Here is a 13,257-nt window from a genome sequence, read left to right as displayed (position 1 = left end):
CGCCTTGGGACCCCGCACAGGAGAGGGAGACGACCATGTCCGCCGCACCGCCCGCCGCGCTCGCCCCTTACCTCACGCCTGCCCATGAGCACCTGTGGTCAGAAGCTGAAGAGTTCACCGCCCGCCACGTCGCGTCCCGAGTGGAACGCATGGAAGCCGCCCCGCACAAAGTCGAGCGCAAGCTGTCTCGGCTCATGGCCGGGCGGCGCTGGTTCGGGGTGACGATCCCCGCCGAGTACGGAGGGCTGGGGGCCGGGCACGTGGCCAAAACAGTGCTGATCCATCGTCTCGCGGCGGTCTCCGCGACTGCGGCAGCGATCCTCCAAGCCGGTCTGATCCCCATCGGTGCCCTCCAGCACTGGGGCACCGCCGAGCAGAAAACGCGGTGGCTGCCGCTGGCGGCCGACGGGACGGTGCTGCTGTCGATTGCAGTCACCGAACCCCGCGCCGGCGGGCATATCGGCGGCATCGAGACCGTTGCCGAGCGCGACGGGGACACATGGTTGATCACCGGCAGCAAGGCCCACATAGGCAACAGCCACCTCGCTGGCATGCACATCGTCGTCGCCCGCACCGCCCCTCCGGACGTCACCGCTTCCAAGGCACTGACCGCGTTCCTCGTCGAACACGGCTGCAAGGGCTTGACGGTTGACCCGCACCGGGCTGGGTTGGGCCTGCGCGGGTTCACCGCCGGCCGCCTCCATCTCGACCGCGTACGCATACCCGCCGCCAACATGCTCGGGAACGTCGGAGAGGGCCTGTATGTGGCGCAGAGCAGCAGCATCCTCTACGGCCGTCCCAATCTGACCGCCCTCAGTCTCGGTATCCACGAAGCCCTCGTCGACACCACCGCCACCTATCTCAGCAGCCGCGCCCGTTACGGCGGGCACCTGTCCGACCTGCCCGTTGTACAAGACCGCCTCGGCGGTATGCAGGCCCGCCTTCAGACCGCCCAGACCATCGCCTACCAGGCCGTCGACCTCCTCGACCGCAAGGTGGCCTGCGATAACCATCTGATCGGCGCCAAACACACCGGCCATCAGCTCGCCGCCCGATCAGCCCAGGACGCTATGGAGCTGCACGGCGCCCGTGCCCTGGACACCGACTACCCGCTCCAACGCCTCTTCCGCGACATCCAGCACACCTACCCGCCTGCCGGCACCGGCGAGTTCCAGCGTATCCACCTCGCCAAAACCGCACTCGGCACCGGCTTCGTCGAGTGGTCCGAACGCCTGGCCACCGAATCCTCCTGGACACCCATCGAACCCACCCCCGGCTGACACCACACCCCCTCACTCCCAGATCACCGTTTGAAGCGGTACATGATGCCAAGGATTACGTAGTGGGCCAGATCAAGATCGCCACCTGCAACTTCAAACTGAACGGCAAGGGTGACCTGGGCAAATGCTGGGCCATGCACGAGCTGGTGGCCGGGCTGAGGCCGACGATCCTATGCCGCCGGGAGGACGTACTTCGACACCGCTGTCGACGGTGCCGCGCAACACGCTCACGAGGTCGTCGAAGACCACATTGATCACAGGGAGGGGCAACATCATGGCAAGTAGCGCATCGCAGACCGGTACTGCCGGCCCTCAGCTTGCGGGGTACGGGCCAGCGGCGGTGAAGCCCAACTCGATCACGCGATGGTCCCTCGACGGGAGTTCACTGCTCAAGGTCTATCGCACCATCACCCCACACGAGAGGCGACGTCGCGAGGTACATGCGCTCAGAATCGCTGCCGGATGGGGCTTTTCAGTCCCTTCTGTGGTGTCGACTGGCGAATACGGGGCCCACCCCTGGGCCGTGTTCGGAGCCGTGCCGGGGAAGCCCTGCTCAATCCGCACCGCACGAGGAGTCCAGGGCTTCGTCCGGCACGTCATCACAGCGACTCACCAGTTCCATCGCGGAGTTGCCGGCCTATGCCCCGGCTCAGGTTGGCGGTGGCGCCCCGGCGACATGCTCGGGTCCAACCGCGGATTCCTTCTCGACCAGCTCTCCAGTCGCTGTCGGCAACTCTCCTGGTGGCATGACCTGGAGGATGCCCTTGTGTCCTGCGACGAACTCCCTACGGTATACCTGCACGGCGACCTCAAGCCTGAGCACCTCCTGTTCGACGGCGACCGCCTTCACATAGTCGATTGGGAGGCGAGTGGACGAGGCCCTGCCATGTGCGATCAGGCCGATGCGACCTTCCATGTCATACGCGACTTGATCTACACAGCAGCAAGACCTCACCGATTGCCCATCGGAATCGTCAGTCAACTTGGCTCCACGGGTCCAGCGTTGGCTTGGCGCCTCGTTCTTTGGCTCGATCGACGACGCGCCGGAGACATCCACCTCATTCCGGCGCGTGACCTCTACCAGCTCGCCGCGGAAGACGATCCTGCGGCGGCCTGCGAGCAACTCGTCCGACTTGTCTCACGCTTGCGGACCGCGGGCGTCCCGCGATGATCTCGGTTCGCCCAGCCAACCGGCCCGACGAAATCCACGCACATCCCTTCCAGCTCTGCAAGGAGTAGGCCATGCACCGAACCAGCACCACCTTGGGCAACAGCCACATAGTGATCGAGACCGGAGCACCCCAACCGGACGCCACGACCATCGTCGAGCGTAAGGGCCTCGGCCACCCGGACACCCTCGCCGATCACCTCGCCGAGCGCCTGTCCCGGGCGTACAGCCAGTACACCGTGAAGCACTTCGGGGCCGTACTGCACCACAACTTCGACAAGCTCGCTCTCCTCGGCGGCGCAAGCGAAGTTCGCTACGGCGGCGGCAAGATGACCTCGCCGGTCCGAGTTCACGTCAACGGCCGAGCCGCGCCTTTATGCGGTGGCGAGACGATCCCCGTTACGGAGATCATTGAGGCGGAAGTCAAATCGTTCTTCGCCGAACGCGTGCCGGAGGTCTCGGATCACCTCGACATCGCCTTCAACATCACGAGCAACTCCAGTCCCGGCGCCGTACTCATAGGCGACGATGTTCCGGACCGCACCCGCTGGTTCAACCCGCGTTCCATAGACGACCTCCGTGAGCGCAGCGTGCGCCTCTCGAACGACACTTCCCTCGGGACGGGTTGGGCCCCGGAGAACCCATTCGAGACGTTCGTCCGCGACCTCGTAAACCACTTCTCCGGAGAGAGCGACTTCACGCGGGACCACGCCTGGTGCGGCTCCGACGTGAAGCTCATGGGCTACTGGGACGGGCAGCACGCGGACATCGTGTTATGCGTACCCCAGAAATCGCGTCACGTCGCGAGTCGAGCGGAGTATGTCCGCAACACTGAGACCGTTCTCGCCGAATGCCATCGCTTCGCCAGCATCTCGCTCCCCGGCGCGGACGCGGACTTCCGCCTCAACGCTCGCGACGTGCCCGAGAAGGACGAGCTCTACCTGACCTACACGGGAAGCTCGATCGAGTCCGGTGACGAAGGCGTAGTCGGCCGAGGCAACCGCGTCAACGGTCTCATCACGCCCCTGCGCCCAATGAATCTGGAGGGCGCGAGCGGAAAAAACCCCGTCTACCACGTCGGCAAGCTCTACAACATCACCGCCCTTCGGTTGGCACACCGACTCCATGAAGTGACAGGCGAGCATGCCGAAGTGCACCTGGTGAGCATTACCGGGCAGAGGCTGGATCAACCATGGCGGGTCCTGGTTCGTCTCGCCGCACAGGAAGTCGAGATCGACAAGGTGCAGGCTCTCGTCACCGAGGCTCTGGAGGAGTTCCCGGCCCTCACCGACGAGCTTGTTCAAGACGGGATCGTGCTGAGCTGATGACTACGCGGACGCTCGGCGGGGTGCCCGAGGGATGTCGAGAGCGGCTGATCGCACATTACGGGCCGAAGGTCCAAGATTGGCTCGACACCGTACCTAGCGTGCTGGAGCAGTTGGCAGAACGCTGGAACCTCTCGCTTGAGGGGTACCACGACGCTGGACACGCCTCCGTGATCGCCACGGCGATCGATCCCGACGGGTGTCCGCTGCTCCTCAAGGCTTGGGCTGATCCCGCACGCTACCGCCATGAGATTCGTGCCCTTCGACTGTGGGCCGGCGGGATGACGGTCGATGTCATGGACACTGCCGACGATCACGCGGTGGCACTCTTCGAAATGGTGGGTGGGCGCCCCGGAGGCTCCGAGTGGCGGCGCCGGGAAACACAGATGGTGGCTGGTGCGCTTCACGGACTGCACCTGCGAGGACGAGCGAGGCCGCGCACAGTCAGCCTCCCGCTTCTCAGTGACTACCTTCGCTTCGAGGTGCTGCCGCGGATCGAGAAGCGAGCGCTAAGTCTTGATCTTGGGCCGTGGGGGTCACTCGTCGAGGACGAGTTTCGCGCACTCGCCACCCTCAAAGCGGCCCCTGAGCGCTCCACCGTCCTTCACGGTGACCTGTATCGGGAGAACGTTCCGTTCGACGACAAGGGCCATCCGCGTCTGCTCGATCCTGTTCCTATGGTGGGCGACGCCGCCTTCGACTGGGCCTTCTGGACCGTCTACTACGATCTTGGCCGAGAGACGAAACAGCGGCTTTCGACAGCCGCCCGAATCTCGCGCATCCCCGTTCCGGTGATCGCACCGTGGTGCAGATTGCTGTCCCTGGACGGCCTCCTCTACTACGTGGACACCGTTGATCCACGAGCACCGAAGATGATGGGGGTGCTCTCCTTCCTGTCGGCCCGAGGAGCCGGAGGCGACATATGAGGACGCGCATCCTCCGCCACGGTCAGACGGAATACAGCACGAAACAGCTCCTCAACGGGGACCCCTCCGTCAGCGTCCAGCTCAGCGAGGAGGGAGTGCGATCGTGTCAGCGCGCCTGGACCGAATTGCCTCTGCACAGCGTACGGATGTGGGCGGCCAGCAGGTTCCCGCGTGCTAAGCAGACCACTCTCCTACTCACGGGTAGTGCCCGCCGCGGAGCTCGTGGTCGAGCCCCGGCTGAATGAACTGGACTATGGAGAGTTCGAGGGTGGCCCTTGGCTCGGCTACGGCGATGGGGTTGATCAACATGGCGCATGGCGCCATCCCCCGGGCGCCGCGGAATCGCAGCGGGAGGGTATCCACGGATGCTCCTCGGGCTGAAAGACTGCCTAGCTCTCCCCGGCCCTCGCCTCGTCGTGGGGCACGGCTTGCTCCTGTCCGTCCTGTTCCGGCAGCGGGGTCGTCCCGAGGGCGATGCCGCGCCCCTGTTCTTCCCAGAGGCTCCCTGCGTGCAGCCGCTCGATGTCGCACACCACATGCTCGGCGGCTGGATCACGGAGCTTCTATCTGATCTTGATACAGAGGATCGCCAAGATCCAGATGAGCGGAGTAACGCAGCGATATAGCGGGTCGACGGAACGTCGGCAGTTGCTACCGTCAGAGCAGCAGCTCACTTTCCGGAGAAGAAGGACCCCAACCATGCATGATGCTCGCGCCCTGATCGACATGGGGGCCGAAGCGGTACGTCGGCTCGCTCGACGCGGTTACTCCCTGGACCTGTCCGTCCTGGAGGACCTCCATGCCCGGCGGAACCAGAGCATTCATGTTGCCGACGGGCTGCGGGCAGAGTCCAAACGTGTGGCCAAGGAGGTCCAGGAGACCGCGAAGCAAGGCGGGGATATCTCCAAGCTGAAGGAGCGGGCCCGCGAGATCAAGGACGAAATCCGGGAGATAGAGGCCGATCAGGAGAAGGTTCAGGACGATCTCCGCAACCTCCTCCTCAGCATTCCGAACATCCCCGACGACAGGGCTCCGGATGGCGACTCTGAGGAGTTCGCGGTCGAGGTCCGTCGAGTAGGGACTCCGCCGACCTTCTCCTTCGAGCCGAAGGACCACGTCGACCTTGGCGAGGCTACCGGGGTCCTCGATTTCGCCCGGGCGACGAAGCTCTCGGGCTCCCGCTTCGCCGTCTCTCGTGGAGCAGGGGCAGCCCTTGAGCGGGCACTCGTCACGCTCTTCCTCGACCTTCACACACGCCGGCACGGCTACGTCGAGCACTCGGTTCCGTTCCTGGTCACCCGCAAGACGATGACCGGCACGGGTCAGTTGCCGAAGTTCGAGGAGGACCTGTTCAAGACCGGCGTTGCGGATCGCGAGCTGTTCCTGATCCCGACCGCCGAGGTCCCGCTCACCAATCTCTACGCCGACGAGATCATCCCGCCCTCGGAGCTGCCACTCGCCCTCACTGCTCAAACGCCGTGCTTCCGCTCGGAGGCCGGCTCGTACGGTCGCGACACCCGAGGCCTGATCCGCCAGCACCAGTTCACGAAGGTGGAGATGGTGCGGATCTGCGACCCCGAGGATGCCGACGCCGAGCTGGAGAAGATGATCGGGCACGCCGAGGCGTGCCTGAAGGAGCTGGGTCTCGCGTACCGCGTGATCCGCCTCGCCGCTGGCGACACAGGCTTCTCCGCCCAGCTCACCTACGACCTCGAGGTGTGGCTGCCAAGCCAGAACACCTACCGCGAGATCTCGTCGGTCTCCAACTTCGGCACCTTCCAAGCGCGCCGCGCGCACATCCGCACCCGTGGCGCGGACGGCAAACCGAAGCTGGTTGCCACGCTCAACGGCTCGGGCCTGCCGATCGGCCGCACCCTGGCCGCGGTGCTCGAACAAGGCCAGCAGCAGGACGGCTCGATCGTCCTGCCTGAATCACTCGTCCCATACCTCGGCTTCCGCCGTATCTCGGCGGATGGAACCCCGGAGGCATAGTGCTCGTCGGCGTCTGCGACTTTCCAGGTAGCTACGCTTTTCCCCCGGCCGGATACGGCGGGATCGAACGATGGCTCTGGGCGGTCGCGGTTGGCGCCCGTGCCGCAGGCGCCGACGTGCATCTCCTCGGGCCGGGCTGGCTCATGGACCTGGAAGCCGAATGGGTCCGCAAGCCAGTCCGTCTTGAGGACATGACGTCGGGATCTCAGGCAGAGCGTGACCTCCGCGCCGCGGGATACAACCTCCTGGTGGTCGGCCACGAGTACCCCTCACTCGCCGCCTGGACGCGCACGTGGAACGAGCTCGATTGCGACGTCGCGACATTCCAGCACTCGCCGATCTTTCAACACACTGAGACGGCGTTCGACGGTAAGCGGTCGCGTCTGTACTGCTACTCGCCCGAGATGATCGAGCGGTACGCAGCTCACCAGCCGATCCGAGAGCTTGCCGTCCACCTGGGCCTCAACGAGGAAGAGCCGCCCTCAGTCGGCGGGCGTGACCTTGTGTGGCTCGGTCGGATAGACGAGGAGAAGGCCCCGCACCTCGCTCTGAGAGCAGCGCAGATACTTGGCCGCCGGATACGCGTCGTGGGGCCGGTCTTCGACGAGGACTACGTACGCCGGCACGAGAAGCTCTTCACCGCGGAGCACGTCGAGCTGGTGGGCGAACTCGGTGGCCCGGCCAAGACCGCCGCTCTTCGTGACGCATCAGCGTTCGTCTACACGTACGCACGCACCTACGTGGAGGCCGGAGCCGCAGTGTTCGGCGAATCTCTGCGAGCCGGAACCCCCGTGGCTGCGCTGACCTGGCGCAAGGGCACGTGCGCCGAGGCTGCGCTGTGCGACCAGACCGGGGCCATCGCTGTCGCCGATCCTGAAGTGGACGACGAGACAGCAGCGCTCACGCTCGCCGGGGCAGTCGAACAAGCGCAGTCACTCGACCACCGCACGGTGCAGGCGGCCGGACAGCTACGGTTTGACCCAGCACGGCATTTCGAGGGGATGGCGGCTCGCCCGTGCTGAGCGGGGCACCGAGCCAGCAGGTAGCCGACGTGCTCAGGCAAGCGGTTGGAGCCCATTGGGAGTTCACCCTCGACGGGGATTCCTTAGAAATCCAACACCCACACCGCGGCTCTCCATACTGCCCACCCCGCCGTCGGCCTTCGTGGGCAGAACTGCTCGGAACACTTCAAGAGGGCTTCGCCACGCAAGGCATCCCACGGGATACTTGCCTACCTCTTCGATGGGGGCGCGAGACGGAACTGACCATTTCGGCTGTCCAAGCCCTCGATCCGCTCCTCAAGGACGGCCACTCAGGAACCTACCGCCGAGGCTTCATCCCTCAACCTGTAGTGCGATTCACCGGCCAACGCACCGACTCCGGAGAACTGCGTGACGGGTTTCTGACCTCTTTCGTCAACGTCTCCTGCGTCCAGCCCATCGACAGTATCGCCGAATACGGGACGATTCTCGACGTCTGGCTATCCGTACTCTCCCAACTCGGCTTCCATGCCCGGCACATAAGCATCTACGGCCGAGTCATGGTGTGGCAACGCCGCCAAGTCAAGGGAATCACTCTACGGTTTCGACACTTGAACCTTACGCTGGGCGACATCGTTCTTCTCTGGAACGCGGACAATCCACAGTGCATGGCGGTCGACCTCGGCACCAGCCTCGAACGCTTGGCATGGGCCCGGACCATGCAAAATTGGAACGAGCTGATCTACGGGCCCCTCACCGGAGCGGCCCCTCCCGCCACCCTGGACGCACTCCGCACGGCGACGCTTCTTCTCGGTAACGGCATCACACCTGCGGCACGCGGTGCGGGCGGCATAACCCGCCGGGTCCTTGGCACACTTACGCCCGAATCGACCCGCCTCGGAGTAAGCGCCGCGGTTCGATCATCGCACCGATATTGGACAACGATTGCGGCGCTTCCCGTCCCCTGGCCCGCCGTTGCCTCAAGTATCGAGCGGGAGGTCACCCGATAACGTCATTACGTACCGCCAGCGTGTCCGTCTGGGGTCTGTGACGGAGTTTTCCAGGTCGGCAAAGTGGTGGTGTGTGGCCCGCTACACGTTGAACCGGAACTCATCTATATCAGTGGCGTGTCCGGGGTCTCCGGGTATTGGTGAGGCTGCGAGAAGTCCGTTGTAGTGGGGTTGGCGTACGAAGACTCTGGCTTCGGGGCGCGCAGCGCCGGGGACCTCCGGTGGAAATGATCGGCCCGGGGCCGAGTTGGCCATCGGACAGTGCGATCGATCAGGCCCGTTGATCGTGATCGACGGATGATTGGTGCGTAGGCCCGCGAGGCGGGCTGGCAACTGGCCGAGCAGTACGTCAAGGTAGCTGTGATGCAGAGTGGTCCTTCCCACATGCCCTGGGGAGGACCACTCCTCATTTCGTCCCGGCGGTCAGTTATCGATTGCACCGAAGCCGGAGTCGGAGCGCACGGTTGAGATGAACGACGAGAATGCCGAGCTAGGGACGGTCAGAGTGGCTCCTTCCTTGTCCTTGGAGTCCCGGATGCTGACCTGCCCGGCCAGATCCGCGATCTCCACACAGTTCCCTTCGGCCCCACTGCTGTAGGACGACTTAAACCAGGCGCTTTCAAGTGCCACGTCAGTGGATTTCACGTTTGTGTTAATGGCCATGACTTCCGTTCTTCCTGTTCTCTTCTGGCTTCTTCGAGGATCCGCGGTGTCTCGTGAGGCGCGAGACCCGCGGCCCGCAGTGCTTCGAACCTCCGGGAGAACCTGCCGGCCTCGGGCTTCTTGTCGGTAACCCAGGCTTGACCGTTGACATGGTCGGCCTGAACCATCTTCGGCAGTGGCTCGGGCAGTTCGAGCAGTGCGAAGTTCTGACTGGCCCGGTAGCCGGCGGACGCGGCCGGAAGCACCTGCACGGTGACGTGGTCGAGCGCGGCAAGCCTTCCGATCTCCTCGTACTGCTCAATCATGATCGCGCTTCCGCCGATCGTGCTGTGGATCGCGTCCTCAGCCAGGATGACCCACAGGGAGCGCGGTTCCTCCTCTGTGATGAGTCTTTTCCGGCTCATCCGAAGCTCGACGTTCGCATCGATGAACTCGGTCGTGATCTCATCGACGGCCTTTGCGCTCTCAAGCAGCGCCCGCGCGTAATTCGGCGTCTGAAGCAAGCCGAAGATCAGGTTGGGCTGCCAGGCACTGATGGACAGGGCGTCAGCCTCCAGGCCGACGTAGTCGCGCATGCCCTTCTGGAGATGGGGGTTGTAGGGCACCCACCACCCCTGACTCAGCGACTCGCGGTGGATCTTGACAAGCTCTTCGACGGTTTCCTCGTCGGATACTTCGTAGTGCTCCAGGAGCGCCTTGAGGTCACCGTGGTTCGGCAGGCCGGTACGACCCTTCTCCAAACGCCACAGCTTCTCCGGGGAGAAGCCGAGTGCCACCGCCACTTCATCTCTGGACTCTCTGCGGTCGATGCGCATCTTCTCCAGCACCCTGCCCAAGTGCACGCGTCGACTCGTAGGTCCCCTTGGCGCTGCCACAGTCTGAGTCCTCCTCACTTCTCCAGAGTCAGGCGTACGAGCTCCTGAGTCCGGCTCGGCCATCTCCGAGTCCGCTTCGGCGGTCCCCGAGTCCTGAGTGTGCCAGCCAGAGTTCGGCTTGCACAGGCAAGAGTCCGGACAATCGAATATGACAATTTCCGTGAAAGTTGCACGGCATCTTGCCGTCCAACTATCCCGTGCAAGACAGTAGTTGAGCCAGAACCAAGCCAGACAGCAATACGCAATCCCGGACGTACGAGCAGATCTCCGGTGCGTACTTCCTGGCACACCTGTGGAGGTCTCGGCCATGCCCCTTCTGCTGTCCCTCGCTCGCAACCTTGACGAAGCGGGGTGCGAATTTCGTTCCACTCAATCGAAGATGCTGTGCGGGAACGCTGCTGCCGCCTCGATGCTGAACGGTCAGCGGAGCGCCCGATGACTGCCGTTGGGAAAGCGGGTGGACGGAAGTACCGTCAGGAGTTGATGGTCACCCCGGAGAACCTCGCCAGTATCCGCCGCATCATCAGCGCCCACCTTCGCCACTGGGACTACGGGGCAATTGTGGATATTGCGGTGTATTGCGCAAACGAGCTGCTGACGAACGTGCGCCAGCACACCGAATCCGCGCAGTGCGTGCTGACCCTGATGCGACTGCCCGCCGGCGTCCGCATCGTAGTCAGCGACATGAGCGCCGAGCTGCCGAAGGTAGGGGAACTGGACTACTTCGCCGAACGCGGGCGGGGGTTGGCGTCCGTGAAAGCCCTGACCAACGCATGGGGTGCCCAACCCACCGACGGGGGCAAGGATGTGTGGTTCGAGATCCACTGCGTGCCCTCCCGCAGGGAAGCTGCAGTGAGCCGGACTTCTGGCGCCTGAGTGCCGGATCACTCCGTGCTGAACCCGCTGCTCCACCCGATTCGGCATCGTGTCGGAGGGCTGAGGGTAAGACCGGTGACGCAAGCGTCACCGTGGCACATTCGCTCAGATTTGATGGAGTAAATGATGCGGTATGTGCATTACGAAGAATCCAGAAAAATACGGAGGGTGGCTGATTCGCCGCATCTCGTCACTGTGTGCTGAGACGGCCACCTTAATTGCCCGTGTGGAGCCCGTGTTGCTGCGCCGCAAGGTAACGATCAAAACCGGCACCGACTCCTACCGCTTGGCCAGCACCCGGGCATCAGCCGAGGAGCCTGCCAAGGCCGGTTGATCCCCGCCGCTTCCCCCGTCCCGTGTTCCCGACCACCTCGGTGCCGTCATTTTTGCTCGACATTCCGGAGCTAGTTGATCAACAGTCGCCTCCGAAGTCCGTTGTCCTGCCACACGTCTCACCTAGTCCAGTCCACGCCGGTCAGAACAGGCGCGACCGACTGACTGACTTCGTCGAGACAGGACACCGGCTCGAAACATCGTGGTCACGCCCGCAGGACCACGGCCGTGATCGCGACCCCCGCCGCGTACCCCACCACCGTCACCTGCCATCCCGCATACCCACTGCGGACCGCCCACCGCTGCGCGTATGCCCGCGCGACCGCTGCCGCCACCACCGCCACCATCTTCTTCGACACCACAACGTCCTCCTCATGTACGGGGGCGCGACCGCCCCGCCGGACCGGCGCCGCCAGTTCGACGGGCCGGTTCTCCCGACACAAGCACCCCGCCGCCCATCCCGGCAACGGCCGAAGCCGCGGATGCGAGATACCGGCCCTCTTTCCGGGAGTACCCCCTCCCGCCGGCCCCTCCAACCGCCTTCTCCGGCCCGCCCCTGACGCGCCGGCACGGGAGCGCACTAGGCTGCGCCGATGAGCCCCGCCACACCCCCGGGTCCGTCGCTGATCTGCTCTGGCCCCGACAGCGCCGCCCTCCTCCAGGCCGCCCGCCGCGCGGGTCACCCTGTCACCGCCCGGCAGCTAGAGACGCTGCGTGTCCAGGGACTTATCCCGCGCCCCCGCCGGGCCCAGAACCGGGGGATCACTCCCGTGTGGCTCTACCCGTCCGGCACCGAGCAGCAGATCGTGTCCCTGTGTCGCTGGCGGCGACACACGAAAGACCCCGGCATGCTCCGCGTGCTGCTGTGGCTGGAGGGCTTCCCCATCCCCACGTACGCCGCCCGCAGCGCGCTCATCGCCAGCCTTCGCGCCGCTGAGGAAGCCCTTCAGGAGCACACCGCTCCGACACCAGATGCTGCCGCCACACCGGGATCGGCAGCCCGCCGGGAACCCGTCGAATCCCTCGCCGCTGAACTCGCCGCGAAACGCGGCCGCAATGCCGCCCCCCGGCCGATCCGACAGCCCGCCGCCGAACGGACCCGCTCCGTCGAGCTGCTTCTCCGCACCTTCGGACTCGGCGAACCGCCCACCGCGACCGACAGCGAAGCCTTCGCGATCGAACGACTCCTCGGTGTCGCCCCGGGGCGCCGACATCTGGTGAACGGCGCCGGCCCGTGGCTCACCGGCTCACCCCACGACCTGCTCACCGCCGGCCGCATCCTGGCCCTGCCGGTCCTCGTCAAGACGATGGCAACCGCCACGGACACCGAACTGGAAGAAGCCCGCCCCTTCGCCCACGCTCTCTTCCGGCTGATGCCCCTCGCCGCCCGGCTCATCGGTGCGGTTCACGGCAAGGACAATCACGCGGGCTTCGGCGGGATCGCCTGCCTGGACGAGGAACCCGCGATGGCCCCCCTGATGGTGGCCATGACGGTCGGGATGCGCCGCTCGGACCCGGAGATGGCCGACAACCTCACTGCCATCCAGGCCTCGCTGCAACACCTCCCCGACGCCCTCGCCAACGTCAAGGATCTGCTGGACATGCCGCAGGCAGTACTGGACGAGAACCTCGCCGAGCAACCAGCCGCAGTCCGGCGCCAGGTCCTGCGAGTAGTCGAGGCCGCCCTTGAGGGAAAGCTTGAGGGCGCCCGCACCCTCTGACGACGCTTGGCGGCTGTCCTGCCTCGACGAAGTAAGTCGTCCAACGCGTTGACCTGAGTGGACTGGATTGGTGAGACGCGTGGACTGGCTTCTGAGATGGAAGCGAAC

At 64.9% G+C, this 13,257-nt stretch carries 13 protein-coding genes; 10 read left to right on the top strand and 3 right to left on the bottom strand.

What is annotated here, in order from left to right; translation table 11 throughout:
* The first annotated feature begins 35 nt into the window (after positions 1-35).
* The 7 genes from ACFU9P_RS12520 (at position 36) to ACFU9P_RS12490 (ending at position 7,713) form a co-directional block, all read left to right on the top strand.
* Entirely contained in the window at positions 36-1,280 is a 1,245-nt protein-coding gene (locus ACFU9P_RS12520; protein WP_384079372.1) for an acyl-CoA dehydrogenase family protein, read from the top strand.
* 124 nt (positions 1,281-1,404) lie between these two features.
* The gene (locus ACFU9P_RS12515) at positions 1,405-2,451 is read left to right on the top strand and encodes a phosphotransferase (RefSeq protein ID WP_384079369.1); all 1,047 of its coding nucleotides are present in this window, start codon (positions 1,405-1,407) and stop codon (positions 2,449-2,451) included.
* Positions 2,452-2,522: 71 nt separating this feature from the next.
* Positions 2,523-3,773 (top strand): methionine adenosyltransferase, encoded by a 1,251-nt coding sequence (locus ACFU9P_RS12510; RefSeq protein WP_384079366.1) that lies wholly within the window; start codon positions 2,523-2,525, stop codon positions 3,771-3,773.
* 101 nt (positions 3,774-3,874) lie between these two features.
* Positions 3,875-4,699, top strand: a complete 825-nt coding sequence (locus tag ACFU9P_RS12505) for an aminoglycoside phosphotransferase family protein (protein WP_384079363.1) — start codon at positions 3,875-3,877, stop codon at positions 4,697-4,699.
* The gene (locus ACFU9P_RS12500; RefSeq protein ID WP_384079360.1) at positions 4,696-4,944 is read left to right on the top strand and encodes a histidine phosphatase family protein; all 249 of its coding nucleotides are present in this window, start codon (positions 4,696-4,698) and stop codon (positions 4,942-4,944) included. Before ACFU9P_RS12505 ends, ACFU9P_RS12500 begins: the two co-directional genes overlap by 4 nt.
* Before the next feature lie 454 nt (positions 4,945-5,398).
* On the top strand, positions 5,399-6,691 hold the full coding sequence (gene serS / locus ACFU9P_RS12495; protein WP_384079357.1) for a serine--tRNA ligase: 1,293 nt from the start codon (positions 5,399-5,401) through the stop codon (positions 6,689-6,691).
* Positions 6,691-7,713: a glycosyltransferase gene (locus tag ACFU9P_RS12490; RefSeq protein ID WP_384079354.1), complete on the top strand. Its 1,023-nt coding sequence runs from the start codon at positions 6,691-6,693 to the stop codon at positions 7,711-7,713. Before serS ends, ACFU9P_RS12490 begins: the two co-directional genes overlap by 1 nt.
* A gap of 1,391 nt (positions 7,714-9,104) precedes the next feature.
* Here the strand turns inward: ACFU9P_RS12490 and ACFU9P_RS12485 are convergent.
* Both ACFU9P_RS12485 and ACFU9P_RS12480 read right to left on the bottom strand, forming a co-directional pair.
* Positions 9,105-9,344: a DUF397 domain-containing protein gene (locus tag ACFU9P_RS12485; RefSeq protein ID WP_384079351.1), complete on the bottom strand. Its 240-nt coding sequence runs from the start codon at positions 9,342-9,344 to the stop codon at positions 9,105-9,107.
* Positions 9,323-10,171 carry a helix-turn-helix domain-containing protein gene (locus ACFU9P_RS12480; protein ID WP_384079347.1) on the bottom strand — a complete coding sequence of 283 codons (849 nt, stop codon included), beginning with the start codon at positions 10,169-10,171 and terminating at the stop codon, positions 9,323-9,325. Before ACFU9P_RS12480 ends, ACFU9P_RS12485 begins: the two co-directional genes overlap by 22 nt.
* A 483-nt stretch (positions 10,172-10,654) precedes the next feature.
* On the opposite strand from ACFU9P_RS12480, the gene ACFU9P_RS12475 reads away from it, so the two are divergent.
* Positions 10,655-11,095, top strand: a complete 441-nt coding sequence (locus ACFU9P_RS12475) for an ATP-binding protein (protein ID WP_384079344.1) — start codon at positions 10,655-10,657, stop codon at positions 11,093-11,095.
* Between the two features lie 133 nt (positions 11,096-11,228).
* Positions 11,229-11,429 (top strand): hypothetical protein, encoded by a 201-nt coding sequence (locus tag ACFU9P_RS12470; protein ID WP_384079341.1) that lies wholly within the window; start codon positions 11,229-11,231, stop codon positions 11,427-11,429.
* A 205-nt stretch (positions 11,430-11,634) separates the two neighbouring features.
* Here ACFU9P_RS12470 and ACFU9P_RS12465 read toward each other — a convergent pair whose 3' ends face one another.
* Positions 11,635-11,790 carry a hypothetical protein gene (locus ACFU9P_RS12465; RefSeq protein ID WP_384079338.1) on the bottom strand — a complete coding sequence of 52 codons (156 nt, stop codon included), beginning with the start codon at positions 11,788-11,790 and terminating at the stop codon, positions 11,635-11,637.
* Between the two features lie 486 nt (positions 11,791-12,276).
* Here ACFU9P_RS12465 and ACFU9P_RS12460 point away from each other — a divergent pair, with 486 nt between their 5' ends.
* A complete protein-coding gene (locus tag ACFU9P_RS12460; RefSeq protein WP_384079334.1) occupies positions 12,277-13,149 on the top strand; it encodes a hypothetical protein in 873 nt (290 codons plus the stop codon).
* Positions 13,150-13,257 lie beyond the last annotated feature (108 nt).

Source organism: Streptomyces sp. NPDC057617 (genome assembly GCF_042800555.1).
Lineage (GTDB): Bacteria > Actinomycetota > Actinomycetes > Streptomycetales > Streptomycetaceae > Streptomyces.
This window is presented reverse-complemented; position numbering and strand designations above follow the sequence as displayed.